This window comes from Faecalibacterium sp. (genome assembly GCF_052358865.1).
In the GTDB taxonomy this organism is placed as follows: Bacteria; Bacillota; Clostridia; order Oscillospirales; family Ruminococcaceae; genus Faecalibacterium; species Faecalibacterium butyricigenerans.
Genome location: NZ_DAWCVJ010000032.1, coordinates 1 through 26,404, shown reverse-complemented (window position 1 = coordinate 26,404; position 26,404 = coordinate 1). Strand labels below are relative to the sequence as shown.

General features: G+C 59.4%; 23 protein-coding genes and 3 tRNA genes. 8 read left to right on the top strand and 18 right to left on the bottom strand.

All coding sequences use genetic code 11. The features are described 5' to 3' along the window. Positions 1–76, bottom strand: a tRNA-Val gene (locus tag ACT8X9_RS07060). A gap of 7 nt (positions 77–83) precedes the next feature. Continuing rightward, positions 84–159: transfer RNA gene (locus ACT8X9_RS07055), tRNA-Gly, on the bottom strand. Between the two features lie 316 nt (positions 160–475). Here ACT8X9_RS07055 and ACT8X9_RS07050 point away from each other — a divergent pair. Next, the gene (locus tag ACT8X9_RS07050; RefSeq protein WP_227621242.1) at positions 476–1,321 is read left to right on the top strand and encodes a sulfide/dihydroorotate dehydrogenase-like FAD/NAD-binding protein; all 846 of its coding nucleotides are present in this window, start codon (positions 476–478) and stop codon (positions 1,319–1,321) included. Position 1,322: 1 nt separating this feature from the next. Then, complete coding sequence (gene gltA, locus ACT8X9_RS07045; RefSeq protein ID WP_444268541.1) at positions 1,323–2,717, top strand: NADPH-dependent glutamate synthase; 1,395 nt, start codon at positions 1,323–1,325, stop codon at positions 2,715–2,717. A 47-nt stretch (positions 2,718–2,764) separates the two neighbouring features. On the opposite strand, the gene ACT8X9_RS07040 is transcribed toward gltA, so the two are convergent. From ACT8X9_RS07040 to ACT8X9_RS07020, 5 genes are read right to left on the bottom strand one after another with little or no spacing between them, the layout of a single operon-like run. Next, a complete protein-coding gene (locus ACT8X9_RS07040; RefSeq protein ID WP_444268540.1) occupies positions 2,765–3,274 on the bottom strand; it encodes a methylated-DNA--[protein]-cysteine S-methyltransferase in 510 nt (169 codons plus the stop codon). Positions 3,275–3,302: 28 nt separating this feature from the next. Beyond that, positions 3,303–3,740, bottom strand: a complete 438-nt coding sequence (locus ACT8X9_RS07035; RefSeq protein ID WP_444268539.1) for a threonine/serine exporter family protein — start codon at positions 3,738–3,740, stop codon at positions 3,303–3,305. Continuing rightward, positions 3,740–4,507 carry a threonine/serine exporter family protein gene (locus ACT8X9_RS07030; RefSeq protein WP_444268538.1) on the bottom strand — a complete coding sequence of 256 codons (768 nt, stop codon included), beginning with the start codon at positions 4,505–4,507 and terminating at the stop codon, positions 3,740–3,742. The genes ACT8X9_RS07035 and ACT8X9_RS07030 overlap by 1 nt, the downstream gene beginning before the upstream one ends. 42 nt (positions 4,508–4,549) lie before the next feature. Beyond that, a complete protein-coding gene (locus ACT8X9_RS07025) occupies positions 4,550–5,779 on the bottom strand; it encodes a dicarboxylate/amino acid:cation symporter (protein ID WP_249233453.1) in 1,230 nt (409 codons plus the stop codon). A gap of 51 nt (positions 5,780–5,830) precedes the next feature. Further along, a complete protein-coding gene (locus tag ACT8X9_RS07020; protein WP_444268537.1) occupies positions 5,831–7,123 on the bottom strand; it encodes an aminotransferase class V-fold PLP-dependent enzyme in 1,293 nt (430 codons plus the stop codon). Positions 7,124–7,325: 202 nt separating this feature from the next. Between ACT8X9_RS07020 and ACT8X9_RS07015 the strand changes: the two genes are divergently transcribed. Next, entirely contained in the window at positions 7,326–8,219 is an 894-nt protein-coding gene (locus ACT8X9_RS07015) for a LysR family transcriptional regulator (protein ID WP_444268536.1), read from the top strand. A gap of 283 nt (positions 8,220–8,502) precedes the next feature. Here the strand turns inward: ACT8X9_RS07015 and guaA are convergent, their stop codons facing one another. Continuing rightward, entirely contained in the window at positions 8,503–10,053 is a 1,551-nt protein-coding gene (guaA, locus tag ACT8X9_RS07010) for a glutamine-hydrolyzing GMP synthase (RefSeq protein WP_444268535.1), read from the bottom strand. 239 nt (positions 10,054–10,292) lie between these two features. On the opposite strand from guaA, the gene ACT8X9_RS07005 reads away from it, so the two are divergent. Next, positions 10,293–10,865, top strand: a complete 573-nt coding sequence (locus ACT8X9_RS07005) for a biotin transporter BioY (protein WP_444268534.1) — start codon at positions 10,293–10,295, stop codon at positions 10,863–10,865. Further along, positions 10,862–11,266, top strand: a complete 405-nt coding sequence (locus ACT8X9_RS07000) for a DUF1284 domain-containing protein (RefSeq protein ID WP_227621255.1) — start codon at positions 10,862–10,864, stop codon at positions 11,264–11,266. Before ACT8X9_RS07005 ends, ACT8X9_RS07000 begins: the two co-directional genes overlap by 4 nt. A gap of 115 nt (positions 11,267–11,381) precedes the next feature. Here the strand turns inward: ACT8X9_RS07000 and ACT8X9_RS06995 are convergent, their stop codons facing one another. The 8 genes from ACT8X9_RS06995 to ACT8X9_RS06960 all read right to left on the bottom strand — a co-directional run bounded on the left by ACT8X9_RS06995 (position 11,382) and on the right by ACT8X9_RS06960 (position 21,720). Continuing rightward, positions 11,382–12,752, bottom strand: a complete 1,371-nt coding sequence (locus ACT8X9_RS06995) for a sodium-dependent transporter (RefSeq protein ID WP_249233459.1) — start codon at positions 12,750–12,752, stop codon at positions 11,382–11,384. Between the two features lie 158 nt (positions 12,753–12,910). Further along, positions 12,911–13,528: a toprim domain-containing protein gene (locus tag ACT8X9_RS06990; RefSeq protein WP_444268533.1), complete on the bottom strand. Its 618-nt coding sequence runs from the start codon at positions 13,526–13,528 to the stop codon at positions 12,911–12,913. After that, complete coding sequence (holA, locus tag ACT8X9_RS06985; protein WP_444268532.1) at positions 13,525–14,553, bottom strand: DNA polymerase III subunit delta; 1,029 nt, start codon at positions 14,551–14,553, stop codon at positions 13,525–13,527. Before holA ends, ACT8X9_RS06990 begins: the two co-directional genes overlap by 4 nt. 69 nt (positions 14,554–14,622) lie before the next feature. Further along, the gene (locus ACT8X9_RS06980; protein ID WP_444268531.1) at positions 14,623–16,650 is read right to left on the bottom strand and encodes a ComEC/Rec2 family competence protein; all 2,028 of its coding nucleotides are present in this window, start codon (positions 16,648–16,650) and stop codon (positions 14,623–14,625) included. Positions 16,651–16,737: 87 nt separating this feature from the next. After that, positions 16,738–17,277: a phosphoribosyltransferase family protein gene (locus ACT8X9_RS06975; protein WP_412591665.1), complete on the bottom strand. Its 540-nt coding sequence runs from the start codon at positions 17,275–17,277 to the stop codon at positions 16,738–16,740. Between the two features lie 28 nt (positions 17,278–17,305). Then, positions 17,306–17,638 carry a histidine triad nucleotide-binding protein gene (locus tag ACT8X9_RS06970; protein ID WP_227621261.1) on the bottom strand — a complete coding sequence of 111 codons (333 nt, stop codon included), beginning with the start codon at positions 17,636–17,638 and terminating at the stop codon, positions 17,306–17,308. A 266-nt stretch (positions 17,639–17,904) separates the two neighbouring features. Continuing rightward, positions 17,905–20,565 carry an alanine--tRNA ligase gene (gene alaS, locus ACT8X9_RS06965; RefSeq protein ID WP_444268530.1) on the bottom strand — a complete coding sequence of 887 codons (2,661 nt, stop codon included), beginning with the start codon at positions 20,563–20,565 and terminating at the stop codon, positions 17,905–17,907. A 420-nt stretch (positions 20,566–20,985) separates the two neighbouring features. Continuing rightward, positions 20,986–21,720, bottom strand: a complete 735-nt coding sequence (locus ACT8X9_RS06960) for a hypothetical protein (RefSeq protein WP_444268529.1) — start codon at positions 21,718–21,720, stop codon at positions 20,986–20,988. A 173-nt stretch (positions 21,721–21,893) separates the two neighbouring features. Between ACT8X9_RS06960 and ACT8X9_RS06955 the strand changes: the two genes are divergently transcribed. Beyond that, the gene (locus tag ACT8X9_RS06955; RefSeq protein ID WP_227621264.1) at positions 21,894–22,844 is read left to right on the top strand and encodes an RluA family pseudouridine synthase; all 951 of its coding nucleotides are present in this window, start codon (positions 21,894–21,896) and stop codon (positions 22,842–22,844) included. A 57-nt stretch (positions 22,845–22,901) separates the two neighbouring features. Here ACT8X9_RS06955 and ACT8X9_RS06950 read toward each other — a convergent pair whose 3' ends face one another. Both ACT8X9_RS06950 and ACT8X9_RS06945 read right to left on the bottom strand, forming a co-directional pair. Next, complete coding sequence (locus tag ACT8X9_RS06950) at positions 22,902–23,528, bottom strand: hypothetical protein (RefSeq protein ID WP_097838999.1); 627 nt, start codon at positions 23,526–23,528, stop codon at positions 22,902–22,904. A gap of 435 nt (positions 23,529–23,963) precedes the next feature. Continuing rightward, positions 23,964–24,983 carry an alpha-hydroxy-acid oxidizing protein gene (locus tag ACT8X9_RS06945; RefSeq protein WP_444268528.1) on the bottom strand — a complete coding sequence of 340 codons (1,020 nt, stop codon included), beginning with the start codon at positions 24,981–24,983 and terminating at the stop codon, positions 23,964–23,966. 253 nt (positions 24,984–25,236) lie between these two features. On the opposite strand from ACT8X9_RS06945, the gene ACT8X9_RS06940 reads away from it, so the two are divergent. Further along, a tRNA-Ser gene (locus tag ACT8X9_RS06940) sits at positions 25,237–25,328 on the top strand. An 85-nt stretch (positions 25,329–25,413) separates the two neighbouring features. Continuing rightward, positions 25,414–26,097, top strand: a complete 684-nt coding sequence (locus tag ACT8X9_RS06935; protein WP_444268527.1) for a gamma-glutamyl-gamma-aminobutyrate hydrolase family protein — start codon at positions 25,414–25,416, stop codon at positions 26,095–26,097. The last annotated feature ends 307 nt before the right edge of the window (positions 26,098–26,404 follow it).

Below are 26,404 nucleotides of genomic sequence, written 5' to 3'. Positions count from 1 at the left end.
TGGTGGAAGTTAACGGGCTCGAACCGCTGACCCTCTGCTTGTAAGGCAGATGCTCTCCCAGCTGAGCTAAACTTCCACAAAAATGGAGCGGCCGACGAGGCTCGAACTCGCTACCTCCACCTTGGCAAGGTGGCGCTCTACCAGATGAGCTACGGCCGCAGATCCATTGTGGCGTGCCGGGTGTTCCCGGCGACGTCGATTATTATACCGCAGTTTTTTGCCCTTGTCAACCATAAATTTGCATTTTTCGAAAAAAGAGCCGTCGCCGTCCCCCTGCCGCGCACAAAACTGCGCCGTCGTTCAAGTTTGTCCGGACTGACGCGAAGAAAATTTAATTGCTTTCCTATTTTAAAGCCGTTATAATTAAGGTTGTCAAATCGTTGCTGAACTTTCGCGCCTGCTGCTTCGGGCCGCACCGGGGATCAGGCGTGTTTTCATGCATGGGAATATGTCGTCAGAAAAAGGAGCAAACGCAATGTACAAGATCACGGAAAAGGTGGCGCTCAACCCCACCGTTACAAAGATGGTCATTGAAGCCCCCCTCATTGCCAAAAAGGCAAAGCCGGGCCAGTTTATCATTGTGCGCCCGCTCGAGGACAGCGAGCGCATCCCCCTCACCGTCGCAGGCTACGACCGGGAGAAGGGCACCGTGGACATCATCTTCCAGATCGTCGGTGGTACCACGATGGAGCTGAACAGCCTTGAGGTGGGCCAGAGCGTCCACGATTTCGTCGGCCCGCTGGGCCGCGCTACCGAGACCGAGGGCCTGAAGAAGGTCTGCGTCGTCGGCGGCGGCGTGGGCTGCGCCATCGCTCTGCCCATCGCCCGGGAGCTGCACGAGCAGGGCTGTGTCGTCCACAGCGTCGTAGGCTTCCGCAGCAAGGATCTGCTCATCCTCGAGGATGAGTTCAAAGCCTGCAGCGATGAGCTGCGCATCATGACCGACGACGGCAGCTACGGCACCAAGGGCGTTGTCACCGCCGCCCTCGATGAGCTGGTAGCCGCTGGCAACCAGTACGACCTCGTCATCACCATCGGCCCTCTCATCATGATGAAGTTCGTGGTCAAGACCTGCCAGAAGCACGGCCTCAAGAGCATCGTCTCCATGAACCCCATCATGATCGACGGCACCGGCATGTGCGGCGGCTGCCGCCTGACCGTGGGCGGCGAGACCAAGTTTGCCTGCGTGGACGGCCCCGACTTCGACGGCGACCTCGTAGATTTCGACGAGGCCATGGCCCGCGGCACCATGTACCGCCCCTTTGAGGCCAAGGCCCGCGAAAAGGCCTGCAACCTGTTCAAGACTCAGGAGGGAATGTAAGATGGCTTTCAATATAGACCCCAAAAAGTGCCCCATGCCCACTCAGGACCCCAACGTCCGCAACAAGAATTTTGAGGAAGTGGCTTTGGGCTACACCGCCGAAATGGCCGTGAACGAGGCCAAGCGCTGCATCCACTGCAAGAATAAGCCCTGCCAGACCGGCTGCCCCGTCGGCATCGACATCCCCGAGTTCATCGGCCATGTGGCCGAGGGCGACTTCGAGGCCGCCTATCAGGTCATCAACCGCTCCTCCTCCCTGCCCGCCGTCTGCGGCCGCGTCTGCCCGCAGGAGAGCCAGTGCGAGGGCAAGTGCACCCGCGGCATCAAGAATGAGCCGGTCGGCATCGGCCGTCTGGAGCGCTTCGTGGCCGACTGGCACCGCGAGAACGTCCACACTGCTCCCATCGTGCCTGCACCCAACGGCCACAAAGTCGCCATCATCGGCGCAGGCCCTGCCGGCCTGACCGCTGCCGGTGATCTGGCCAAGCTGGGCTACAAGGTCACGGTCTACGAGGCCCTGCATGTGGCTGGCGGCGTGCTGATGTACGGCATCCCCGAGTTCCGTCTGCCCAAGGCCATCGTCCAGCAGGAGATCGACGGCCTCCGGAAGATGGGCGTCGATTTCGAGTGCAACATGGTCATCGGCAAGGTGCTGACCATCGACGAACTGATGGATGAGTACGGCTACGAGGCCGTCTTCGTGGGTTCCGGTGCCGGTCTGCCCCGCTTCATGGGCATCCCCGGCGAGAGCCTGAAGGGCGTCTACTCCGCCAACGAGTTCCTCACCCGCTCCAACCTGATGAAGGCCTATCTCCCCACCAGCAAGACCCCCATCCGCACCGGCAAAAAGGTGGCGGTCGTGGGCGGCGGCAATGTGGCAATGGACGCTGCCCGCAGCGCCCTCCGTCTGGGTGCGGAGACGGTCTACATCGTCTACCGCCGCGGCATGGCCGAGCTGCCCGCCCGTAAGGAGGAGGTCGAGCACGCCGAGGAGGAGGGCATCATCTTCAAGACCCTCTGCAACCCCGTGGAGATCCTGCCCGGCGAGGACGGCTTCGTCAGGGCCATCACCTGCATCGAGATGGAGCTGGGTGAGCCGGACGCCTCCGGCCGCCGCCGCCCCATCGAGAAGAAGGGCAGCGAGTTCACCATGGACGTGGACACCGTCATCATGAGTCTGGGCACCAGCCCCAATCCTCTCATCCGCTCCACCACGCCGGGCCTCGAGACCAACCGGCACGGCTGCATCGTCACCGAGGGCGACGAGGGCAAGACCAGCCGCGAAGGCGTGTATGCCGGCGGCGACGCCGTCACCGGCGCAGCCACCGTCATCAAGGCCATGGGCGCAGGCAAGGCTGCCGCCAAGGCCATCGATGAGTACATCCGGAACAAGTAATTTCAGATAACCAAAAAGCAGGGCATCCCGGCGGGATGCCCTGCTTTTTATCGATAAAATTTCGCTGCCTCGCTGTTTTCCAGCGTCAGCAGGCACATCTTCTTTTCCACCCCGCCTGCATAGCCGGTCAGGCTTCCGCCGCTGCCCACCACCCGGTGGCAGGGCACGATGAGGGAGACGGGGTTGTGCCCCACAGCGCCGCCCACCGCCTGTGCCGAGACGCGCTTTCCGCTTTGCTCGGCCAGCTGTCCCGCCAGCGCACCGTAAGTCGTGGTCTGGCCGTAAGGGATCTTCCGCAGCAGCGCCCACACCGCCTGCCGGAAGTCCGAGCCGACGAGATGGAGCTTCGGCGTGAAGTCCGGCTCCCGACCCGAAAAATAGACATCCAGCCAGCGGCAGGCGGCGTCCAGCGCCGGTGTCATCATCTCCTCATGCTCCGGAGCAAGTTTTGCCGCAAAGTATTTCTGCGTCTCGAACCACAGCCCGGTCAGGCCCTCTTCGTCCGCTGCCAGCAGGATCCCACCCAGCGGCGAATCATAGTGCATCGTGTACATCATCGCAGCTCCCCGCATGAAAGACCTGAGATCAAGCGCCGTGAGTGGCGCGGGTACGCTTTTCGGCCAGCGTCCTGAGCAGGACACTCACCACAGCAAAACCGATGGCCATACCGAAGATAGCGCAGATGGTGGAGAGGAAATAGAGCTTGGCATTGATCATATCGCCCGAGAAGACATAGAGCATCGTGTAGTAGAGGCTGCCACCGGGAATCATGGGCACGGTGGCGGGCATCTGGAGCACGACGGTAGGGACCTTGATGCGCCGGGCCAGAACTGCGGCCATTAGGCTGCAGAACATGGCCGACGCCATATTGCCTGCGAAGTCCCCGGCCAGCGCGTTCACAGCCAGATAGACGGCCCACGACAAGCCAGCGTTGAGGGCGATGAGCACCATGTACTTTTTGCGCACGCCGAAGACAATGGAGAAGCCGAGGCCTCCCAGCGCACCAGCTAATATCTGCCCCATCACAGCACCCCCTCTGCAAGGACGGTCGCAAGCAGGAAGCCGCCCGCAATGCTGGCCGCAATGAGCAGGGATTCCACAAACCGAAACAGGCCTGTGATGCTCTCGCCCAGCAGCATATCCCGCATCGCGTAGGTAATGGGGATGCCGGGAATGGTCAGCATGATGCATCCGATGAGAATTTTGTCCAGATGGACACCGATGCCCACCCGGACGAGGATGCAGCCCAGAAAGCCCGTCACGATGGAGCAGACCAGATAAAACAGCAGCTGGTTCTCCTTTTTGTAGATGCCTTTCCGATCCATCCAGTTGATGAAACAGGCGAGGATGATCGTCGCCGGGACATCGGCCAGTCTGCCGCCGAAGAAGACAGTAAAGCTTCCCGCCGCCAGCATCGCGCCGACGTAGCTGATCCACGCCGCCTCCGGCTTCGGGTATTTGATGGCCTCTATACGGGCAGTGATGTCCTGCGGCGGAGGGCAGGTGGCGCAAATTTCGCGGGAGAGGGCATTCAACTGTTCTACCCGGTCGAGGTTGGTGGCATAGCCTCCGGCGATGCGCCGGGCCTTGACGATCTCGTCGCCGTCCGGCGTGCGTGCCGTGACCTCAATAAGGGAGGTAATGGTAAACACACCCACCTTATGCATCCCATAGGCGTGGAGGATGCGGGTGATGGTGTCCTCCACCCGCGTCACCTCGCCGCCTGCTAGAAGCAGGGCTTTTCCCATATCAAGGCTGGCATCGACCAGCTGTTCTTCCGGTGTTCTCATCTTGCGTACTCTTTCGTGTGTTACTTGTTGTGGCTGTTCCTATCAGCTATTATAAACATTCATATCCACCTTGTCCAGTTGACGAGCGATGAGCATAGTGCCCACAAGGTCGCTGGTGTTGTTCATCAGGGTATGGATGGGGTCGATGGCTGGCCAGATCGCAGCCAGAATAGGGATAAGGGTCAAAGGCATACCTATGGCCTCCAGCAGGACGGTGGACATGACGATGCCTGCGCCCTTTACGCCTGCAGCGCCTACCGAGAGGATGATGCCGAGGAAGATGAACTGGGCCAGAGAGGCAACCGTGACAGGCATACCGTAGAGGTTGGAAGCGAAGATACAGCACAGTCCGATGAACATAGCGAAACCGTTCATACCGCAGGTGTTGCCCAGAGGCAGGGTGAAGCCATAGATGTTCTCGGGGACACCCAGCTTCTCGCCGGCGACCTTGATGGAGATGGGCAGAGTGGCGGCAGAAGAAGTGGTGGTGACAGCAACGATCATAGGCTCAGAAATCTTCTTCATGAAGGAGATGACCGGCACGCGGGCCAGCAGCTTGATGAGGAGCGGATAGACAATGAGCAGGATCGTAATGCCGCAGCCGTAATCCATGATGATGAAGGAGACGACCTCTTTCATAGTAGCGCCGCTGATGGTAGAGACCATCGTAGCCATCAGGGAGGCGATGCCGATGGGAGAGACTGCCATGATGTACTCGACGATCTTCAGCATGACGTCGCTGCCCTGATCGATGAAGGATGTAAAGACCTTCGCCTTCTCACCCAGACTCAGCAGGGCCACGCCGAGGAAGAGGGCAAAGACGATGACCTGCAGCATATTGGCCGTTGCCATCGCGTTGACGACGTTATCTGGCACCCATGAGACGACGTTGTCGATAAAGTTATAGGTCACGCTCTCCACGTTGGCCGACGCGTCCAGAAACTCGGTAGTGCCTTTTCCCGGCTGAAAGATAAGGCCCACGATGACGCCAACCGCAGAGGCCAGACCCGAGGTGAAGAGGATATAGAGGACAAAGCGGAGACCAACAGAGGCCAACTGCTTGATGTCGCCCATCTTGCAGACGCCGCTGGTGATGCTGAAGAAGACCAACGGGACCATGATCATTTTGAGTAAGCGGAGGAAGATGGTGCCCAGCGGGGACAAGGCAGAGGCGAGAGAGGGCGAGATAAAGCCGATGGCAAGACCGATGACGATGCCAATGAGGATACGGCCACCGAGGCCGAGTTTCTTTTGTTTCTTAGACTCAGTCATGGTATTTTCTCCTATATCAAATTTACTCTTCTCTTTTTATCCGATTCTTTCTTACTTTGCAGCCTTGACCATGTCAGCCGTGATCTGCAGGAACTCCTCGATGTCCTTCACCGAGTTGACGTGGAGGGGAGAGAGCCGGACGACGCCCTTCAGACCGAAAGCGTCCAGCATACGGCGCGAGTACAGGCTGGAAGCGGAACGGTCGAACGTGACGATGCCGCGCTTGTCGTACTCCTTAACGGCCTGCTCACAGGGAATGTTAGCCAGCTCGATGCCAAGGATGAGGTCGCGGGTGGTCAGGTCCTTGCCATCCATCTGAACGGTAACGCCCTCCATGTGGCGCAGGCCGGGCATCTTGTCGGTGCCGTCCAGCATCAGCTCCAGCAGGCCGCGCTCGTGATCGGCGATCCGTTTCATGCCGACCTCGTACAGGGCGCGGCGGTCCGTCTCATCGGGATCCTTCACCTTGCCCAGAGCAACGACGTACTCGATGATCTGCTGCACGGCAGCAAACTGTGCGGTAGCCGGGCTGCCGATCTCCCAGTCGTTCTTGGCCTTGCCCAGCAGACGGTAGTGGTCAAACTCGGCCACACGGTCAGACAGCCATGCCAGCGCAAAGCCGCGTACGCCGAAGAACTTGTAGGGGGCGAAGTGCATCATGTCCACGCCCAGTTCCTCGGGGTTCAGGGCACCGTGGGGGGCATGCTGAACGGCATCGCAGATGATGAAGATGTCAGGGTTCTTCTCGCGGGCTTTCTTGCAGATGGTCTTCAGGTCGTAGATGTATCCGGAGATATTGGACGCGGCCATGCAGCTCAGCACAGCAGTATTCTCATCGATGAGGTCGAGGACTGCTTCAGCGTCCACGCCGCCGGTAGCGGGGTTGGCCTGTGCCACACGCAACTCACAGCCGTGTTTGCTGGCGTTGTAGGTCATCGCGTCGAAGGAGGAGGGGTGCTCCAGCACAGTGGTAACATAGTTGGTACCCTTGGCATGGTCGGCGAAGATGCGGGCCACATCCATCATGATCTGGGAGGCGGTGTAGCTGGGGTAGATAACGCCGGTCTTTGCGCCGAAGATAACGCTCTTAATGTCGATGCGGGCCTTATCTTCCAGTGCCAGCAGTTCCAGAGCCAGCTCGTTGGAGTGCTCAGAGGCATCGGGCATCTCGCTGACACGCTTAAATTCGTCCTCTGCGGCCTTCAGGCGAAGTGAGCCGCCGGCATTGTCCATAAACAAGCGGTGACGGCCCTTGATGTCGGTATCAACATAGTTGAACTTCTCACGCAGAGCAGCCAGTTCCTCTGCGTCGAACATGTTTGCGGTGTACTTGCTTGCAGCCATAGTAATTACTCCTTTTGTCCTGATGTGCTCGGGGTCGCTTGTCTGTTTTTGCAGTTTTTGCCAGCAAAATTTCTTAATTTTGCTCACATCCGCCGCTTTCTTTATGCATATTATACTATGTTTTGCATTTATTGACAAATCGATTATTTTTCTCTATAATATAAAAAATGCTTATATTTGACAAAGAAGGAGTGGACTTTTTGTGGACCATGACCTTTTCGAGACCTATGTCGTCCTCTGTGAAACGGGCAGCATCACCAAGACGGCAGATCTGCTCTACAAGACCCAGCCTGCCATCTCTGCCCGCATCCAGCAACTGGAAAACGAGCTGGGCTGTACCCTCGTCCACCGCGAAAAGGGCAAAAAGAGCATCATTCTCACCCCGCGCGGCGAGGCATTCCTGAAAACTGCGCAAAAATTCATAGAGCTTTATGGTGAGATAGACGAAACGCGCTTCTTCCTCTCCAACTCCATCACCATCTCGACCATTGGCAGCCTCAGCGCCACCCTCGTGCCGGACATCTGCAACCGGGTCATCTCCCGTCACCACACCAAGATGTCTCTTCTTGTCTACCAGAGCATTGAGGCCTACCAGATGGTAGCCAACAAACAGCTTGACCTTGCCTTTGTCTCCACCTCCTCCGAGGTGCCGGGCGTCGATTGTGATGCTCTCTTTCGGCTGGACTATGTGGTCGTGCAGGCCTGCGAGCAGCCCGGCCCACCCATCCACACCACCCTCGACCGCTTCGACCCCAAAGCTGAAATTTACCAGCGCTGGAATCCCGCTTTCGACACATGGCACAACAGCCGTTTTGGCACCCGCAACTACCTCATCCATGTAGACTCCTGCAACGTGATGAAGCAGTTCCTCCAGCAGCCCGGCAGCTGGGCCATCGTCCAGCGTAGCAACCTTCCTGAACTGACCCGTGAGTTTCCAGTTCAAATTTACGAGCTTCTCGACCCGCCCCCGACGCGCATCTGCTACCTTATTTCCAGCGCCTTCCCCGACCACCTAAACGCCCTCGCCATCCGGCATTTTAAGGAGGAGGCGTATGCCTACTCGAAGGAGAATGGCCTACTGCCATCGGGTGTGTGAGAAGGATATGGATATGCGAAAAGGGGCTGTTGCAAAATAGTTCCTCGAAAAATATTGCACAAAACCCGGAACCTTTTCAGAGTCAAAACGGCTCAAAAAGGGTTCCGGGTTTCTAATTTTGTACTATTTCTTTGTGCAGATTGCTATCGCGTTTTTATTTTGCAGCAATCTTATTTTCATGTCTCTCTTTATGAATAATCGCCTGATAGTATCAAAACAGTATCACAGAGCCTTTTGACTCTCAAAATATTGCATTGCATCAATACTTTTCAGGGTTTGCAGATTACTCGAGCTCGATCGTAGCCGGCGGCTTACCGGTGCAGTCATAGAACACGCGGTTCACGTGCTTGACCTCATTGACGATACGGCTGGTGACTGTGCCCAGCACATCCCAAGGCATATTGTAGCTCTCGGCGGTCATGAAGTCGGTGGTGGTGACGGCGCGCAGGGCCACGGCGTAGTCGTAGGTGCGCTCGTCGCCCATGACGCCGACGCTGTGCATATTGGTCAGTGCGGCGTAGTACTGGCTGATCTCCTTATCGAGGCCCGCCTTGGCGATCTCCTCGCGCCAGATGGCGTCGGCATCCTGTACGATGGCGACCTTTTCGGGAGTCACTTCGCCGATGATGCGGATGCCCAGACCCGGGCCGGGGAAGGGCTGGCGGCTGACCAGATACTCGGGCAGACCCAGCTCACGGCCAGCCTGACGGACTTCGTCCTTGAACAGGTTGCGCAGAGGCTCCACCAGCTCCTTGAAGTCCACAGTGTCGGGCAGACCGCCGACATTGTGGTGGCTCTTGATGACGGTGGACTCACCGCCCAGACCACTCTCGACCACGTCGGGGTAGATGGTGCCCTGTGCGAGGAAATCGACCTTGCCGATCTGCTTGGCCTGCTCTTCGAAGACGCGGATGAACTCCTCGCCGATGATCTTGCGCTTGCGCTCCGGCTCGGTGACACCGGCCAGCTTTGCAAAGTAGCGCTCACGAGCGTCCACACAGATGAAGTTGATGTCAAAGCCGTTGGCGTTGCCGGGGCCGAAGACCGAGCAGACCTCTTCCTTCTCATTCTTGCGCAGCAGGCCGTGATCCACAAAAACGCAGGTCAGCTGCTTGCCGATGGCCTTGGCCAGCATGGCGGCCAGCACCGAGGAATCGACGCCGCCGGACAGGGCGCAGAGCACCTTGCCGTCGCCGATGCGCTCCCGCAGGGCCTTGACATTGTTCTCCACGAAAGAGTCCATCTTCCAGTCGCCGGTGCAGCCGCAGACATTGTACACGAAGTTGCGCAGCATCTTCTTGCCCTCTGCGGTGTGGAGCACCTCGGGGTGGAACTGGACGGCGTACAGACCCTTCTCCTCATTCTCTGCCGCTGCCACCGGGCAGTTGACGGTGTGGGCCGTGACCTTGAAGCCGGGCGCCGCCTGCTCGATGTAGTCGTTGTGGCTCATCCAACAGATGGTGGAAGGCTGCACATCGGTGAACATCTTGCTGCTGTTGTCCACGAAGACCTCGGTCTTGCCGTACTCGCGCTCCGGTGCGCGGCAGACATGACCGCCCAGCAGGTGCATCATGAGCTGGCTGCCGTAGCAGATGCCCAGCACAGGCACACCCCAGCGGAAGATCTCGGGGTCGATGGTGGGCGAATCCTCCAGATAGACGCTGTTGGGGCCTCCGGTGAAGATGATGCCTTTGGGGTTCTTTGCCTTGATGACGGAAAGATCTGTCTTATAGGAATAGATCTCACAGTAGACATTGTTCTCGCGGACGCGGCGCGCGATGAGCTGATTGTACTGGCCGCCAAAGTCCAGCACGATCACGGTTTCATGCTGCATGATGTTCTCCTCTCTGTTGTTCCTGGTGTGCTTTCTATAGCTGGATTTAGTATAGCACATTCCACAACCAAAAGCGACATCTTTTGTATATTTTCCTGTTTTGGTTTTTCATTTTGAATTGTAAACCTTTTTGCAACTCTCAAGTTGACGCCGCTGCTCCAGTCTGTCATACTGGGCGTATGGCCGCTTTGGGCCAGACACCGGCCCCCGGGGCCGCAAGTATAGGAGGAGCATTCATTATGAGTCAAACCACACAGGCCGCTTCGGCCAGCAAATCCAAGTTTTCCGTCCGCGACATCTGCTACGCGGGCCTGTTCGCCGCCGTCATCGCAGTGATGGCCCAGATCTCCATCCCGATGCCTCTGGGCGTCCCCATGACCATGCAGACCTTCGCCATCACGCTGGCTGCTGTGGTGCTGGGTTCCAAGCTTTCTGCCATCGCTACGCTGGTCTATCTGGCGCTGGGTGCCGTGGGCGTGCCGGTGCTGGCCAACTTCTCCGGCGGCTTTGATAAGTTCGTCGGCCCCACCGGCGGCTTCCTCATCTCCTTCCCCCTGATGGCCTACATCATCGGCCTCGGCGTTGAGCACCGCAACGCCTTCAAGGGCGCGTTCGTCACCGCTGTCGTGGTTGGCACTCTGGTCAACTATGTGGTGGGCGTCGCCCTCTTCGTGGTGGTAGCCCACAGCACCATCGCCGTCGGTATCTCTGCCTGCGTGCTGCCCTTCATCCCCACCGCCATCATCAAGGCTGTGCTGGCCTGCGCCATCGGTCTCAATCTGCGGAAGCGTATCCCGGGTCTGAAGGCATGAGCATCGTACTTCGTCCCCACCATCTGCTCTGCACACAGGGCTACTCCGGCAAGGGCTACGACAACGATTTTGTCGCCCACATGACCGATGTGGTGCACCAGCTCCGGGATGTTCCCGGCACCACCATCCGCCTCACCTTCTCCACCGACACGCTCTGTTCCTGCTGCCCCAACAAGCTGGGCGAGGATCTCTGCGACACGCAGGAAAAGGTCAAGCGCTACGACGCAAAGACAGTAGAATACTTCGGCCTCGAGGAAAAGGAATACGTCTATCAGGACCTCATCCGTGCCATCGACGCCAAGGCCACACCCGAGATCCTCGCCGACATCTGCCGCGACTGCTGCTGGTTCCCCGTCAGCGCCTGCTGCAAGAACATCTGCGAAGGCCGATATGTGAAGTAAGCCGCAAGCTCTGAAGTCCCATGTTCCCACAACAGTGTGAACACGGGACTTTTTGCATATAACAGAAGACCCGTGGTGCAGAGCTTTCCGCACCACGGGTCTTTTTCCAATCTGATCAGGCGATGAACTTGTCGTACAACCCAAACACAAAGATGAACAGGACGATGAGGGGCAGGCCATAGGTCAGATAGCCGCGCATCCAGTCCTGCACCTTGAGGCCGTCGCCGGTGTTGACTTCCTTCTTGTAGTTGTCCCAGCCCCAGCCGTAGCGGGTGACGCAGAACAGCAGGTAGACGAGGGAGCCGAGAGGCAGGAAGAGGTTGCTGACGAGGAAGTCCTCCAGATCCAGCACTGCGCCGCCGAAGATGGCGAAACCGTCCCATGCCCAGACATTGTAGCCCAGCACGCAGGGCAGTGAGAGGGCGATGATGAGGAAGAGGTTGACGAGGCTGGACTTCTGACGGCTCCAGCCGGTCAGCTCCATGCCGCAGCAGATGATGTTCTCAAAGACGGCCAGAACGGTGGAAAGGGCCGCAAAAGCCATGAACAGGAAGAACAGGCTGCCCCACAGACGGCCCATCGACATATTGGCGAAGATGTTGGGCAGGGTGATGAAGATGAGGCTGGGGCCGCTGGTCTGGTCCACGCCGTAGGTAAAGCAGGCCGGGAAGATTATGAGGCCGGAGGTCAGAGCCACGAAGGTATCCAGCACCACGACACGGACGCTCTCCCCCAGCAGGGCGTGCTCCTTGCCGATGTAGCTGCCGAAGATGGCCATTGCGCCGACGCCGAGGCTCAGGGTGAAGAAGGCCTGATTCATGGCCCCCACCAGCGTGTTGACGACGCCCACCTCCTTCATGCGGCCAAAATCGGGCACAAGATAGAAGCGCAGGCCCTCCTTTGCGCCGGGCATGAACAGGCTATTGACGGCCAGCACCACCATGATGACCAGCAGGGCGATCATCATCCCCTTCGTCACCTTCTCAAGGCCGTTCTGCAGGCCGCGGGCGCAGACAAAGATGCCGAACACCACGACCACCACCATCCAGAAGCCCATGATGAGCGGGCTTGCCAGCATCTCGGTGAAGGCGTCTGCCACCTGACCGGCATCCAGACCGGAGAGCTTTCCGGCGGCGGTCATGTAGAAGTAGTGGAGCATCCAGCCCGACACCGTGGTGTAGAACATCATCAGCAGATAGCAGCCGATGAGGGTGAAGTAGCCGTGGATGTGCCACTTCTGGCCGGGCTTCTCGAGGGCCTGATAGGCGCGCACCGGGCTTTTGTGGCTGGCGCGGCCCACGGCGAACTCCATGCTCATGATAGGCAGGCCCAGAATGACGAGGAAGAGCAGGTAGAACAGCACGAACGCGCCGCCGCCGCCCTGACCTGCCATGTAGGGGAACTTCCACACATTTCCGATGCCGATCGCGCAGCCGGCGGAAAGGAGGATGAACCCGAGTCTCGATTTGAGTTTTTCGCGTTCCATTGATTGTCTCCTTTATTGCACCATGCAAAGATCTGCGCCCGTCGTGCTTCGTACACGACGGGCGCACAGTGTATTGATTATATCACAGCTTGCGGCAAGTTTTCCAGAAGTCTCACTTGAATCTTTTTCATATTTTCTCAAAAAATCCAACTGTATCTTCACCCTTTGAGCAGCTCCGCCTGCATTTCGTCCAGCTGCTCGTAGCTGTAGAGGCGGTTAAGGGCCTCCACCAGTTCTTTTTTCGAGAGCCGGGGCGGCAGCCCGAGGGCTGAGAGCAGCTTCAACTTCCGCTCCGCCGAGCCTGCCGTGCCCGAAAGCCCCCACTCGTAGAGGTCGGTGTAGGTGATCTGCCGCCCCTCCGGCTTCACCGGGGTCGTATCGGCCTCTTCGCCCAGAGCATCCCGCAGCGCCTGCAGGACAAGGGCGTCGTCCACGCCCTCGACCCCCAGAAGCCCCTCCTTGCCGGGCTGAGCCTTCCGCTTTTCCTTGCCGTGGATAGCCGGGACATAGGCCTGTACGACATTCTTTTCCCCCACCAGATTCGTGATGTAGGTGCGGATGCGGAAGCCCGCTGCGTCGGAGTCCGTCAGCAGGATGAGGCCGTTCCTGCGGGCCAATGTCTTGAAAAGCTGCTGACGCTTCTTGTCCTTATAGATGCCAAAGCCGTCCGTCAACAGGATCATGGCGTCCGTCAGATGAGACAGGCGGGCGGCATCGTACTTGCCCTCCACGATGAGCACACGGTCGGTGTGCAGCAGTTCCTGTTTTTCGCTCATCTTCTTCCTCCTGCCATAGCCAAGCGGCAGAGCGCCGTTTCCAGAAGGGTCTGGGCGCTCACCGGCTGGCTTTTCAGACTCCTGTCCAGCTCCAAAAGGATCTGCATACAGGCCTCGAGCTGGGGCAGGGTGTAGTGGCTGGCCGTCTCCGCCGAGCGCTTGAGCCGGTAGTCGCTGCCCTTGTAGCCAAAGTCCTTGAACACGGTGTTATAGCTTTTCCGCTTGGCCGCGCCCAGCTTGACCCGGTACAGATCGACGTAGCTGCCGATCATGGCAGCAGTGATGGGGATCGGCTCCTGCTGTAAGCGCAGCAGGGTCTGGAGCTTTTTGCACGCGCCGGTAGCGTTTTTCGCCGTGATCATCCGTATCATCTCGAAGACATCGGCCTCAAGGCTCACGGTGCCCATCTCGGCCACCATCGCCGTGGTCACAGTCTGATAACCCGAGAGGGCGCAGAGCTTATCCACCTCGTTTTCCAGCAGGAAGGGGTCTTCGCCGCAGCGTTCCAGCAGGGCCGCCGCCGTGCCCTCGGAGAGGGTAGTGTCCTGCGCTTTGGCCCGGTCCATCATCATGACCTTCAGCTCGTAGGGCTTGGGCTTGGCCAGCTCCTCGGCAAAGCCGACCTTGGTGCACTGGGCGACGAGCTTCTGCGCCCGCTTGCCCAGCTTGAGCTTATTGCGTTCCAACTCAAACACGCTGCCCAGCACCACCACAGCGTTTTCGAGGCTGGCCAGCGTAGCGCACAGCTCGTCAAGGTCTTTGTCGCTGTAGGCGGCGGGGTCCACCTCGGGCAGAAGCACCACCCGCCGCGTCCCGAAGAAGGAGATGGTGCCTGCCGCCATGATGAGCTGCTCGATTTCCGGCGTCGCGCCGTCCAGCACCGTCGTCTCCTCGTCCTCGCCCTCGGCCAGCAGCTTCGACGCCCGGGCCACGGCCTGCCGGACCAGATACCGCTCACTGGAATAAAAATAGTAGACCGGACAGCCCCCTTGGGCCAGCTGCCGGAGTTTCGTTTCCGTTGCCAAATCATCGGCTCCTTTTTCTATTAAGGTGATGGCCTTATTTTATCATACTCCGCCCGCTTTGAAAAGCGCTCACCCTGCGAGGCGGAGGCGCAGGCGGGAGACGGGCACAGCGTCGCTCTCCCGCATCCAGCGGTACTTTCGGCTTAGGGTCAGGCAATCGGTGTACCGGATGTTGTCCGGCCGCGCCATCGACGCCAGCAGCCACTCGGCCCGGATGGGCTTTGCAGGGCGGACGGTGCCGCTTACCGTGACAAACCGCTGCCCGCCGATGGTCAGCCGGACGATGCAGCCCTGCCGGGTGCGGTAAAGCTCCAAGTCCACCCCTCCGCAGGCGGCACGGCGGGTGGTGTCCGCAGCCAATGCTGCGGCTTTGATGCGCGTTTCGGCTTTCAAGTTGCAGGGCGTCTCCGGCTGCATCCGCAGGTCCACCAGCAGCTCCACCGTTTTTACACCCCGCTTTTCCAGCTGGGTCTCCACGGCCCGCTGGGTGATGCTGCTGCCCCGGAAGAGAACGACCGCCTGTTCCCGCCGGGTGATGATGACGGCGGGCGCGGCCTGCGTGCCCACAAGCTCAATGTTCACCACGTTCCAGCTCAGGGCCGTTTCAAGGCCGAAGGCCAGCGCCGTCAGTAAAACGACCGTAGGAAGTGCCGCCCGGAGGCGGACATTCCACCGCATCGCCGCTGCGCAGAGCAAGAACAGCACGAGGCACACCAGTGCGGCATACCCGCCATCGAACCAGAGCGACGCCCCCGGCAGACCGGACACCCGGAAGGCCCACTCGTTCATCCCAAACGCCAGCCCCTCGGCACAGAAGGCTATGGGGCAGCGGAGGATCTCAAACAAGGGCAGGGATCCGAAATTCTGGGCCGCCAGACCCAGCAGCGCCGCGCCGAGGCTGAGGCCCAGCATCGGCCCCACCATCCAGAGGACCGCCACGCCCGACACCACGGCCCAGACCGTCGCGCTCATCCCCCGCAGCACCAGCACCGGGAAGGTCGCCGCCGAGGCGCAGAGGGAGACGCAGAGCGCATCCCACACGCCGCCCGCCAGACGGCGGAGGAGCAGCATCGGGCGGGAGGGCTTCTTCCCCTGTTTTTTCTTCTTATTATAGTAGGCTTTCCGGCCTCGCTTTGCGCACGTTCCCCCGGCCAGCGTGCCCAGCACCGCCGCAAAGGACAGCTCGAAGCCCACGTCACAGACAGCGTACCCGTTGCCCAGACACATGAGGACGCCCGCCGCACCCAGCGAGGTGAGGGTGTCCGCCGGGCCTCCCAGCCAGACCCCGAGGGAGCTGATCCAGACCGCCACCGCCGCCCGGAGGACCGAGGGCGTCACACCGGTGATGCCCACCAGCAGGAGAGCCGTCCCGGCCCGGAGCAGAGACCTCGCCCGCCGATAGGCCCGGCTGCGCTCCCGCTCCCGGCGGGGCAGAGCGTCCAGCAGACCACAGAAGATGGTGACGTGCAGGCCGCTCACCACCAGCACATGGGAAAGTCCTGCGCCCCGGTAGGCGCTGCGGAGGGCGGAGGAAAGATGGCTCTTGTCTCCTGCGGCCATCGCAGCCAGAATGCCGCCGGTGTTTTCTGCCATGCCGCCGCGCAGAGCGCGGCTCAGGGCCGCTTGGAGGCGGGCCGTCCGGGCACGGAAGCTTCGGCCCGGCCCAAGCCGCAGCATCCCCGACTGATACTCCGCGCTCAGGGCGATGCCGTCGGCGTAGTCGCCGAGGCGCTGGGTGGCGTCCGGCAGGTCCAGCGCGAAGCGGCCCCGGATGCGGCCGCCTGCCTCGCATCGGGGCAGACTGACACACTCCACACGGAACCGGACAGCCTCTCCGTCTACCGTCTCCACCCGCAGCACAGCGCTCACCCGGCCCGCCCCATAGGCGCGGCCGATGCTCTCCACCTCTGCGGTCAGGACGGCTTCCTGTCCGGCGTATGACCCCTGTATTTTCGCCAGCCGGGCATCGGTGGTCTCCCGGATGCCGACGCCAACCAAAGCGCCCAGCAGCAGACAGACCGCATAACCTCGTGCAGCCCCGCCTTTCCACCAGACCAGCAGGCAGAAGACAACAAAAATTGCCGCAGACGGCAGCAAAAGCCCCGTCTGCGGCAAAAATGAGCACAATGCTAACACACCCAGCGCACTCAGGCAGAACGCGCAGAGCGGGCGTCGCATCTCAGCTTAGTGGAAAAACAGCGGCAGCGGCTCAAGGAAGATGATGTCCTTGCGCTGTGCTGCATCGCCCTCGGCCAGAACGGCCGCCTGACCCACGATGGTGCACTGGGTCTGCTCGGCCAGCTCATCCAGAGCCTTCAGGGAGCCGCCGGTGGAGATGACGTCATCCACGACCAGCACCCGCTTGCCGCTCATCTTGTCCAGCTCCTTGCGGTCGATGACCAGCTTCTGCTTCCCTGCCGTGGTGATGGACTGATCCTCGACGACGACGGGGTCGGGCATATACAGCTTGACGCCCTTGCGTGCGCAGACGTAGGGCTTGCCGCTCTGGCGGCTCATCTCGTGGGCCAGCGGGATGCCCTTGGCCTCAGCGGTCAGCAGGATGTCGAACTCCGGGCACTTCTTGAGCAGCTCGGCAGCAGCAGCCACGGTCAGCTCGGCGTCGCCCAGCATGATGAAGGCTGCGATGTCCAAGTGGTCGTCCACCTTACAGATGGTCAGCTCACGGGTCAGGCCCGCGACGTTCAGGGTATAAGTCTTAGCCATATTCAACGATCTCCTTCATTTTCCGGAATCAGACAGGCAGCTTCTCGCCGCCCAGAACATGGAAGTGCAGATGCTTGACGGTCTGGCCGGCATCCTCGCCCACATTGGAGATGACGCGGTAGCCGTTGTCGAGGCCCTGCTCCTTGGCGAGCTTTGCGATGACCGCGAACACATGGCCCAGCAGAGCGCCGTCAGCCTCAGTCAGCGCAGCGGCCGAGGGGATGTGCTTTTTCGGGATGACGAGGAAATGCACCTTGGCCTGCGGGGCGATGTCGTAGAATGCCACCACCTGCTCGTCCTCATAGAGCTTCTTCGAGGGGATCTCCCCCGCTGCAATTTTGCAAAACAGACAATCTTCCATGGGAATCGCTCCTTCCTACTATCTATTATCAGGATGCTGCCGCATGCTGTCAAGCCTCTCCCCTTGGGAGAGGTGTCTGCGAAGCAGACGGAGAGGGCAAAGGCGCTGACAGGAGACCCAAAGCACAGCGATATTATCGCTCTACCAAAAGCGCCTGCCTATCGCGCCGCAGCGGCTCTTGGGCCACAGGCTTGCCCTCTCAGTCACCTGCGGTGACAGCTCTCCCAAAGGGAGAGCCTTCTGCGCACAGCTCCTACGTCCTAAAATCAGCCCAGCTGCTTCTCCACGATGCCCTTGACCGCAGCCAGAGCCTCGTCGATCTTGGTCTCCTCCTTCAGGCCGGCCATAGCGAAGTCGGGCTTGCCGCCGCCCTTGCCGCCTGCGATGGCAGAGATCTCCTTGACCAGATTGCCTGCCTTGAGGCCCTTTTCCTGTGCCAGCTTGTTGACGGTGACAGCCATGGTGATCTTATCGTCCGTTTTGCCGACCAGAACCGCCACGCAGGGGTTCACGGCCTTGTCGCGGATGGAGTCGCACATACCGCGCAGGGTGTCGCCGGAGGTGCCGGTGAAGTATGCAGAAGCGATCTTCACGCCGCCGACTTCCTCGGCATTGTCGAACAGGCTGTCCACCTTGGAGGCGGCGACCTTGGCCTTGATCTCCTCCAGCTCCTTGCTCATGGCCTTGTTCTCGGCCATGACGGCCTCGGCACGGATGGGCAGAGAGGTGATGTTGTTGGCCTTCAAGGTGTTGGCCACGGTGTGCAGCATTGCCTCCTGCAGGTTTGCACGGATGAGCAGGTTGCGGCCGGTAACGGCCTCGATGCGGCGGATGCCGGCGGCGACGGAGGACTCGCTGACGATCTTGAAGCCGCCGATCTGGGCGGTGTTCTTGACGTGGGTGCCGCCGCAGAACTCAGTGGACCAGCCCTCGATGTCAACCACGCGGACGACCTTGCCGTACTTCTCGCCGAAGAGGGCCATTGCGCCCAGCTTCTTGGCCTCCTCGATGGGCATCTCCTTGACGGTGACGTTCATCGACTCGTAGATCTTATCGTTGACGATCTTCTGCACCCGGGCCAGCTCCTCGGGGGTGACTGCGCTGAAGTGGGTGAAGTCGAAGTGGGTGATCTCGGCGTCCTGATAAGAGCCTGCCTGATGGACATGGTCGCCCAGAACCTCGCGCAGAGCAGCCTGCAGCAGGTGGGTGGCGGTGTGGTTGCGGGCGATGGCCATACGGTATTCCTTATCCACGCAGGCGGTCAGGTGGTCGCCGACATGGACGATGCCGCTCTCGAGGGTGCAGGTGTGGACGTAGTAGCCCTTGGGGGTCTTCTTGACGTCCTGCACCCGCAGCACGCACTCAGGGCCGCTGATGACGCCGTGGTCTGCGGCCTGACCGCCCATCTCAGCGTAGAAGGGAGTCTTGTCCAGAACCACCAGCACGCCTTCCTTGGCCTGCTCGTCGGTGGCGATGGCATCGGTCAGGGTCTCCTCGTCGCTCAGAGCCACGACGACACTGTCGCTCTTGAGGCTGTCGTAGCCCACGAACTCGGTGAGGTCAGCGGTCAGAGCGCCGAACAGGTCCTCGCTCCAGCCGGAGATGTTCTTCTTGAGGCGCTCGGCACGGGCACGCTCCTTCTGCTTGGTCATCTCGGCGTGGAAGCCATCCTCGTCGATCTCGATGCCCTGCTCGGCGGCGATCTCCTTGGTCAGGTCGAGGGGGAAGCCGAAGGTGTCGTTCAGCTTGAAGACGTCCAGACCCTTCAGCAGGTGCTGGTGAGCCTTCTCCAGACCGTCGATCATGTTGTTCAGGATGTTCATGCCGGCATCGATGGTGCGGGCAAAGTTTGCCTCCTCGGTGCCGATGACCTTCTTGATATAGGCGTCGTGCTCACGCAGCTCGGGGTAAGCGGACTCGCTGGACTGGATGACCGTCTCCACCAGCTCCACGAGGAAGGGGCGGCTGATGCCCAGCATCCGGCCATGGCGGGCAGCGCGGCGGAGCAGACGGCGCAGCACATAGCCGCGGCCCTCGTTGGAGGGCAGAATGCCGTCAGACACCATGAAGGTGCAGCTGCGGATGTGGTCGGTGATGACGCGGATGGAAATGTCCTCCTTGGGGTCAGCACCGTAGGTCTTGCCCGCGATGTGCTCCACATGGTGCAGCACGCTCTGGACGGTATCGACCTCGAACAGGTTGCCCACGCCCTGCATCACGCAGGCCAGACGCTCCAGACCCATGCCGGTATCGATGTTGGGGCGGGCCAGACGCTCGTAGTGGCCCTTGCCGTCGGCGTCGAACTGGCTGAACACGAGGTTCCAGATCTCCATATAGCGGTCGCAGTCGCAGCCCACGCCGCAGGTCGGCTTGCCGCAGCCGTACTCGGGGCCGCGGTCGAAATAGATCTCAGAGCAGGGGCCGCAGGGGCCGGAGCCGTGCTCCCAGAAGTTGTCCTCCTTGCCCAGACGGACCATGTGGTCGGGGGCGACGCCCACCTTCTTGGTCCAGATGTCGTAAGCCTCGTCGTCCTCCTTGTAGACCGAGATGTGGAGCTTGTCCTTCGGGATGGCCATCCACTCGTCGCTGGTCAGGAACTCCCAAGCCCAGGGAATGACCTCCTCCTTAAAGTAGTCCTGGAAGGAGAAGTTGCCCAGCATCTCGAAGAAGGTGCCGTGGCGGGCGGTGATGCCCACGCGCTCGATGTCAGGGGTGCGGATGCACTTCTGGCAGGTGGTCACGCGGTGGCGGGGAGGCTCCTCCTGAGCGAGGAACCACTTCTTCATGGGGGCCATGCCGCTGTTGATGAGCAGCAGGCTGGGGTCGTTCTTCGGGACGAGCGGGAAGCTGTCCAGACGCAGATGGCCCTTGCCCTCAAAGAAGGTAAGGTACTTGTCACGCAGTTCGTTCAAACCGGTCCATTGCATAGTTTTTATCTCTCCTCGTGTATCGGCGTCCTCCTCCGGACGCAGTTTGTTATGGCAGGCTGACAAAAAACAAAAAACAGCCCTCATCCCGAAAAGGGACGAAGGCTGTCTGAAAAGCTCCGTGGTACCACCCAAATTGCAGAAAAGCCCGCCGGGCCTCTGCCGCTTTGTGCGCTGTAACGCTGCGCAGCGTCCGGTTCGTTTCGCCGGAAGCTCCGGGGTGGCGTAAAAAATGCTCTGCCGGAACGCCTTTCAGCCAAGGGCGTTCTCTCTGGGCGGCGGCACACATCCTTCTGGCCCCATCCTTGCCATTTGCCATAATTTCCGTTCACACGCAAAGGGGCACCCTGCTCCTCTGCGCTCATTTCAGATTATAGCATAGTCAGGCCATTTGTCAACGGGTTTTACAAAAAACTCCCCTTACGGCACCCAGATGCGGAGGATATTGCTCACCTTGCCGTCGGTCGTGGAGACGGTGGTGTTGTACTCCGTCCAGCTGTCCAGATCCGCACCGACGGCGCTGGCCACGCCGTTGGTGCCGTTGGTCTCCACCGATGCAGCGTCCACACCGGAAGAGCTGTCGCTGAGGGTGATGTTCTCATCCATCGGCAGGACAAGCTCGCCCACCATATAATAGACCGGGTAATCGTCGTAGGTGACGGTGCGGTAGACGTCATTGCTGCGCCACAGGTCCACACCGCCCTGCTCGATGCCGCCGTTGATAGAAACGATGCCTGTCTCCTCGTTCCGCTCGATGCTCTCGACGGTCAGGTCCTGTGCCTCCACAGCCCCGTCCGGATGGATGCGGATGGCCTTGCCTGCTTCCAGCCCGTCGATGTCTTCGGTCCGGTAGCTGTCGTAGGCATAGACCGTCATGTCCATCTGGCGCTTTTTGGCATCCACATTCGTGATGTTCGCTGCAAACTGATAGGAGCCGGTCTTTATCTCTTCCAGACTGCCTTGAGCGATGGGCAGGACAACGCCCTCCGCCGTTTCGGGCTGGGAGACGACCTCACTGCTGGCGGCAGGGCTGGCCGCAGCCATCGAAGCGGCCATACTGCTGGTGGCGCTGGCCGCGCTGGCAGAGCTGCAGCCGGTCAGAACACTCAGCGCCAGAACGCCTGCAAGGAGCATCCGTTTCTTATCGTTCTTCATATCGATACCTTCTTCCCTCTCTATAATAGGTATTTCATGCCTAACTTGTTTTGCACTGGCACAGTATACACTTGTTTTGGGAAAAAGTAAACTCCCAACTTGACGCAGGAAGTTGGATTCGCTACAATAAAAGCAAATCTTAACTCATTCTTAACCTTAGAGAGGAAACTTCCGTGAAAATATTGAAAGTAAAATGTCTCGCCCCCACCCGGCTGGACAACTATCTGATGCAGCAGTTCCCCGCACTGAACCCCGGTCGGCTGAACAAGGCCCTGCGCGAAAACAAGATCAAGCTCAACGGCAAAAAGCAGCCCCTCTCCACCCGTGTCATGGCGGGCGATGAGATCAAGCTGTTCATCCTCGACGATGTGCTGGACGCCGACAAGCGGGTGGAAGGCCCAGCGTGGAAGAACGCCCGCGGCCCGGCACAGGTAGTCTACGACTGCCCTCAGATCCTCATCGTCAACAAGCCCGCCGGCCTCGCTGTGGACGGCCCGGACGACGACACCCTGCTCAACCGCGCTCTGCTCTACCTCAGCCAGCAGGGCGAGTATAAGGAGAACGACATCTACACCCCCGCCCTCTGCCACCGTCTCGACACCGGCACCAGCGGCCTTGTCATCATCGCCAAGACCCCCGAGGCCGAGGAGCTGTTCCTCGCCGCCATCAAGAGCCGCGAGGTGAAAAAGACCTACCTCTGCGTCACCTTTGGCCGTCCTACGCCCCCGGACGCCACCCTCGGCGGCTATCTGCTCAAGGACGCCGACCGCGGCATCGTCAAGATCGTGGAGGACAAGCAGCCCGGCGCGAAGGATGTGGAGACCCAGTATGAGACCATCGCCGTCTCGGGCCGTCTGGCCCTGCTGAAGGTGCGGCTCATCACCGGCCGCACCCACCAGATCCGCGCCCACATGGCCAGCATCGGCTGCCCCATCCTCGGCGACAGCAAGTACGGCAACAACACCGCCAACCGCGAGCTGAAGCTGAAGTATCAGGCCCTCTGCGCGTGGGAGCTGACCATGCCTCACTTCAATCAGCCCGATTTCGAGTTCCTCAGCGGCAAGACCTTCCACGCCCCGAAACCGTGGTACTATCAGCAGGTGCTGGATGGGACTCTGAAGTAAACTTGAACCGCAAAGCGGCATCTTCCTGTTTGGATGGAAGATGCCGCTTTTTCTTACTTATTTTCCCGAAAAGTATTCGTCGCAGAACGCAAACCAGAGCTTTTCATAATCTCTATGTTTTACTTCAATCAGTTGATAAGGGGATACAATATTTCGCCTGATAGCTTCTGCCGCAAAATCTCTGACATAATCGTCCGCCTTTGTATAAAATCCATACACATTTTGGATTCCTTTTTCAGCCGCCACAAACAACCGGGTATGACCATCCACAGAAACATTGCGACCTTCCCACTTCACAAGCGGAATCACCAAATCTTCTTCTGTGTAAACAAAATCACTTACGGCTCGCTTCTTGATTTCATCCACATAAAATTGTGAAGGCTGAATTTCCGCTATGGAAATTCGTACCAATTCTACCGCAGGATATGTTTTCACAAGATTATTCGATTCATCCCAAAAGTTCGTAATATGCTCAGCGTAGAATCGAAAATTTTCTATTACACTCTCATAGAAATTTGGGTTCTTTCCTCTTATAATTGCATCTGTTTTTGATACAATTTCTACTTCATACGGTTCATCTCCAATAAGAAATGCTCCGTGTTGATTTAGAACTTTTTTCGAAAATCGAGAATCCGTATATGTATTTATTCGATTTACTCCGGGCATGTATTCTTCTTTTTTCATCGTCTTACATCTTTATCCCTTTTATAAAATCTTAAAGGGCCTTATCTTTCCGAATCTCAAACTCCATGCCAAGGATTTGTTCTTCCTCATTTGTATATTGTTTTAATGTAATCATGATAGATTCCTCTATAATTTCAGTTATCCCCGCCTTCGCTGACCACCACCGATTTCATCATATCATATTTCATTTACTTTTGCAATAAACCGCAGAATCTTCTGTTTCTTTTCTGCGGCAGCGCCGCAAATCAACAAACCCCTGAAAAATCGAAAAGAGATCTTCACGCCGCAGGCGGGAATCTCCCGATTTTCAGGGGTTTGTCTACTTCTTTGGGGTTCCAAGGGGCGAGCAGCCCCTTGGCCATGCCTCCCGCGCTTCGGAAGCAGCGGGCGCTTTTCTGGTACTCTTTTGGCGCGCAAAAGAGTATAGTTCTCCCTTTAGATGCGCACCATCTCGCGGGTGATCTCGCTGATGGAGTGCGCACCGCACATCTGCATGGTGTCGGCCAGCTCACCGGCCAGCTTATCGATGTAGCACTTGACGCCTTCCTCGCCGCCGCCGTAGACAGCCGTGACGAAGGGGCGGCAGATGAGGATGCCGTCAGCACCCAGAGCCAGTGCCTTGAAGACATCGACGCCGGTGCGGATGCCGCCGTCCACGAGGACCTTGACGCCAGTGCCCTTGAGGGCGGCGGCGATCTCAGGCAGGACCTCGGCGGTGGCGGGGCACTGGTCGAGGACGCGGCCGCCGTGGTTGGACACCACGATGGCAGCGGCACCGGCCTCCTTGGCCTTCAGCGCGCCCTTGACGGTCATGACGCCCTTGACGATGAAGGGCCGCTCGGCCAGCTTAACGATCTCGGCCAGCTCGGCCACGCTCTTGCTGCCCGCCGGAGGGGTCATGTTCTTGAGGAAGGGCAGGCCGGCGGCGTCCACATCCATGGCAACGGCAAAGCAGCCGCTGGCCTTGGCCTGCGCCATCTTCTCCTTGATGGTGTCGATGTTCCACGGCTTGATGGTGGGCACGCCACAGCCGTCGGCATTGCCGATGGCCTTGGTGGCCATGGTCATGACGTCGGGGTTGGTGCCGTCGCCGGTGAAGGCGGCGATACCGCTCTCGGCGCAGGCCCGCACCAGCACGTCGTTGTAGGTCATGTCGGTGTAGGTATCGGAGTAGTGGAGGTTCACCGCGCCCACCGGGCCGGCGAAGAAGGGATACTTAAAGCTGCGGCCAAACAGCTCGACGTGGGTGTCGGGGGTGCCGTTTTCGCACAGGGTGTCCATGTTCACCCGGATGTCGGCCCACTTATTGTAATTGCGGATGGCCGTGTCGCCCACGCCCTTTGCACCGGGGCCGGGGATCTGATTCTTGCAGGCCACGCCGTTGCACACGGGGCAGGCCTTGCAGTATTTGCCGATGCACTGGCGGGCATTGGCCAAAACATCTGAATAATTCATCTGTTTTTCCTCCTGATTTTCCTTGTCTTTCGCGGAGCTTCTGCGCCCTGCATACTCTCTGCCCTCATCATAGTCCCGTTTCGTGCCTGCGTCAAGAGCTTTTTCGACGCTCTCGGCTCCACCGCATTCGCTGCTTCGTCATTTTTGAAAAAATACAAACTTTTTTGAAAAAAAGCTTGACAAAAGACCTTCTTTCAGGTATTATAGTGGAGCGCTGAGGGCCACGGCCTGAAGCGGTGAAAACTGAAGATGTGGAAAGATGGCTGAGTTGGTCTAAGGCGCACGACTGGAAATCGTGTAACGTGTCAAAAGCGTTCTGGGGTTCGAATCCCCATCTTTCCGCCACAAAACCCAGAACCGATGGTTCTGGGTTTTTGTTTTGTTCCGAAAGAGGCTCTCCCAAAGGGAGAGGACAGAAAGGGTAGTCTATATGTCTATCAGCATCGCCATGCCCCGGATGAGCACCGACCCGGAGCTTACCACCGCGCAGTCGAAATATCTGGAAAGTCTGGCCCGGGCCGGGGCCGAGGTACACTGGGTAGAGCTTTCTGACCCGGACGCCGCTGTGGCCGAAGCGCTGACCTGTGACGGCCTGCTGCTCCCGGGCGGCGGCGACATGGACCCCGCTTTTTATGGGCAGGAGCGCATCCCCGCCTGCGGTGAGCCGAATCTTCTGCGGGATGCCGCCGAACCGAAGCTGCTGCGGGCTTTCCTCGCCGCAGACAAGCCGGTGCTGGGCATCTGCCGGGGCATTCAGGTGATGAACGCCGTGCTGGGCGGCACCCTGTATCAGGACATCAAGCCCTTCGAGCACGTCCCCCACAACGACCACTGGGCGAAAGTCCACACCGTCACGGTGCGGCGGGGCACTCTGCTCTCCCGCCTGCTGAGGCAGGACACCGTCCTCGTCAACAGCCAGCATCATCAGGCGGCAGACCGCATTGCCCCCGGATTGGAGGTCGCCGCCCTCAGCGAGGACGGCATCGTGGAAGCGCTGGAAAAGCCGGACGCACGTTTCTGCCTCGGCGTCCAGTGGCATCCGGAGTGGCTCAGCGATGCAGACCCGGCGCAGCAGGGGTTGTTTGATGCGTTTGTGGAGGCTTGCAGAGGGTAAATGGTTCTCGCGCTGGTGGCGCGGATTAAATCGCTCTTGCGGTGGGGCTAAGTTCTCTTTTGCGTGCCAAAAGAGAACCAGAAATCCTTCTCGCGCTGGTGGCGCGGGGCAGGGTTTCTCTTTTGGTCAAATGGCATGCGCTCCGCGCGGGCCAGAGGCAGGGAGGGGTGTTTCGACTCCCCCCTCCCTACCTCTGGACTCCACTCTCCCCGCAACGAGTTAAGGGCTGCTCGCCCTTAACAATTCCAATGTGGAAGTCGAAGCCCAAAAATGCTAGCCGCTTCGCTAAGACGGGTTGCGGTGCCCA

What these genes read in the sequence shown, in the direction of transcription:
- ACT8X9_RS06995 (WP_249233459.1), bottom strand. Translation starts at nt 12,752, where the DNA reads ATGGAACGCGAAAAACTCAAATCGAGACTCGGGTTCATCCTCCTTTCC.
- ACT8X9_RS06945 (WP_444268528.1), bottom strand. Translation starts at nt 24,983, where the DNA reads ATGAATTATTCAGATGTTTTGGCCAATGCCCGCCAGTGCATCGGCAAA.
- ACT8X9_RS06990 (WP_444268533.1), bottom strand. Translation starts at nt 13,528, where the DNA reads ATGAGCGAAAAACAGGAACTGCTGCACACCGACCGTGTGCTCATCGTG.
- ACT8X9_RS07025 (WP_249233453.1), bottom strand. Translation starts at nt 5,779, where the DNA reads ATGACTGAGTCTAAGAAACAAAAGAAACTCGGCCTCGGTGGCCGTATC.
- ACT8X9_RS06970 (WP_227621261.1), bottom strand. Translation starts at nt 17,638, where the DNA reads ATGGAAGATTGTCTGTTTTGCAAAATTGCAGCGGGGGAGATCCCCTCG.
- ACT8X9_RS07040 (WP_444268540.1), bottom strand. Translation starts at nt 3,274, where the DNA reads ATGATGTACACGATGCACTATGATTCGCCGCTGGGTGGGATCCTGCTG.
- ACT8X9_RS07050 (WP_227621242.1), top strand. Translation starts at nt 476, where the DNA reads ATGTACAAGATCACGGAAAAGGTGGCGCTCAACCCCACCGTTACAAAG.
- ACT8X9_RS07035 (WP_444268539.1), bottom strand. Translation starts at nt 3,740, where the DNA reads ATGGGGCAGATATTAGCTGGTGCGCTGGGAGGCCTCGGCTTCTCCATT.
- ACT8X9_RS07030 (WP_444268538.1), bottom strand. Translation starts at nt 4,507, where the DNA reads ATGAGAACACCGGAAGAACAGCTGGTCGATGCCAGCCTTGATATGGGA.
- ACT8X9_RS06960 (WP_444268529.1), bottom strand. Translation starts at nt 21,720, where the DNA reads ATGAAGAACGATAAGAAACGGATGCTCCTTGCAGGCGTTCTGGCGCTG.
- alaS (WP_444268530.1), bottom strand. Translation starts at nt 20,565, where the DNA reads ATGCAATGGACCGGTTTGAACGAACTGCGTGACAAGTACCTTACCTTC.
- ACT8X9_RS07005 (WP_444268534.1), top strand. Translation starts at nt 10,293, where the DNA reads ATGAGTCAAACCACACAGGCCGCTTCGGCCAGCAAATCCAAGTTTTCC.
- ACT8X9_RS07020 (WP_444268537.1), bottom strand. Translation starts at nt 7,123, where the DNA reads ATGGCTGCAAGCAAGTACACCGCAAACATGTTCGACGCAGAGGAACTG.
- ACT8X9_RS06975 (WP_412591665.1), bottom strand. Translation starts at nt 17,277, where the DNA reads ATGGCTAAGACTTATACCCTGAACGTCGCGGGCCTGACCCGTGAGCTG.
- ACT8X9_RS06950 (WP_097838999.1), bottom strand. Translation starts at nt 23,528, where the DNA reads ATGAAAAAAGAAGAATACATGCCCGGAGTAAATCGAATAAATACATAT.
- ACT8X9_RS06935 (WP_444268527.1), top strand. Translation starts at nt 25,414, where the DNA reads ATGTCTATCAGCATCGCCATGCCCCGGATGAGCACCGACCCGGAGCTT.
- guaA (WP_444268535.1), bottom strand. Translation starts at nt 10,053, where the DNA reads ATGCAGCATGAAACCGTGATCGTGCTGGACTTTGGCGGCCAGTACAAT.
- ACT8X9_RS07000 (WP_227621255.1), top strand. Translation starts at nt 10,862, where the DNA reads ATGAGCATCGTACTTCGTCCCCACCATCTGCTCTGCACACAGGGCTAC.
- gltA (WP_444268541.1), top strand. Translation starts at nt 1,323, where the DNA reads ATGGCTTTCAATATAGACCCCAAAAAGTGCCCCATGCCCACTCAGGAC.